1 rRNA gene is annotated in these 1599 nt (G+C 55.9%); it reads right to left on the bottom strand.

The annotated features are described in order from the left end of the window. Positions 1–1599, bottom strand: a 23S ribosomal RNA gene (locus tag JMF85_RS27750); the annotation flags it as partial.

Below are 1599 nucleotides of genomic sequence, written 5' to 3'. Positions count from 1 at the left end.
AATTGGGAAATCTCATCTTGAGGGGGGCTTCACGCTTAGATGCTTTCAGCGCTTATCCCGTCCGTACTTGGCTATCCAGCCGTGCTCCTGGCGGAACAACTGGTACACCAGCGGTACGTCCATCCCGGTCCTCTCGTACTAAGGACAGCTCCTCTCAAATTTCCTGCGCCCACGACAGATAGGGACCGAACTGTCTCACGACGTTCTGAACCCAGCTCGCGTACCGCTTTAATGGGCGAACAGCCCAACCCTTGGGACCTACTTCAGCCCCAGGATGCGATGAGCCGACATCGAGGTGCCAAACCTCCCCGTCGATGTGGACTCTTGGGGGAGATAAGCCTGTTATCCCCAGGGTAGCTTTTATCCGTTGAGCGATGGCCCTTCCATGCGGTACCACCGGATCACTAAGCCCGACTTTCGTCCCTGCTCGACCTGTTTGTCTCGCAGTCAAGCTCCCTTATGCCTTTGCACTCTTCGAATGATTTCCAACCATTCTGAGGGAACCTTGGGGCGCCTCCGTTACTCTTTAGGAGGCGACCGCCCCAGTCAAACTGCCCACCTGACACTGTCCCCGTACCGGTTCACGGTACCAGGTTAGAACTCCGATACGATCAGGGTGGTATCCCAACGGCGCCTCCACCCACGCTGGCGCGCAGGCTTCCCAGGCTCCCACCTATCCTGTACAGATCGTACCAAAGTCCAATATCAAGCTGCAGTAAAGCTCCATGGGGTCTTTCCGTCTTGTCGCGGGTAACCTGCATCTTCACAGGTATTAAAATTTCACCGGATCTCTCGTCGAGACAGCGCCCAAGTCGTTACGCCATTCGTGCGGGTCAGAATTTACCTGACAAGGAATTTCGCTACCTTAGGACCGTTATAGTTACGGCCGCCGTTTACTGGGGCTTCGGTTCACAGCTTCGGGTTGCCCCTAACCGCTCCCCTTAACCTTCCAGCACCGGGCAGGCGTCAGCCCGTATACTTCGCCTTGCGGCTTCGCACAGACCTGTGTTTTTGCTAAACAGTCGCTTGGGCCTTTTCACTGCGGCCCCCTCGGGCTATTCACCCTACCGAGGCACCCCTTCTCCCGAAGTTACGGGGTCATTTTGCCGAGTTCCTTAACGAGAGTTCTTCCGAGCGCCTTAGCATGCTCTGCTCGCCTACCTGTGTCGGTTTGCGGTACGGGCACCTTCTCCCTGGCTAGAGGCTTTTCTTGGCAGCCTGAACTCATGACCTTCGGTACTTAAATTTCCCTCCCCATCACAGCCCAGCCTTACGGTGTGCGGATTTGCCTGCACACCAGCCTCACTGCTTGGACGAGCATCCATCAGCTCGCGTCACTATCCTTCTGCGTCACCCCATTGCTCATAACGGTTCACGGTGGTACAGGAATTTCAACCTGTTGTCCTTCGACTACGCCTTTCGGCCTCGCCTTAGGTCCCGACTTACCCTGAGCGGACGAACCTTCCTCAGGAACCCTTAGGCTTACGGCGGATCAGATTCTCACTGATCTTTTCGTTACTCATACCGGCATTCTCACTTGTATGCAGTCCACCAGTCCTCACGATCCAGCTTCTACCCGCATACAACGCTCCCCTACCC

Origin of the sequence: Paenibacillus sp. EPM92 (genome assembly GCF_016586185.1) — a bacterium.
GTDB lineage: Bacteria > Bacillota > Bacilli > Paenibacillales > NBRC-103111 > Paenibacillus_G > Paenibacillus_G validus.
The sequence above is the reverse complement of the archived record's forward strand: the minus strand, read 5'-3'. Positions and strand labels throughout refer to the sequence as shown.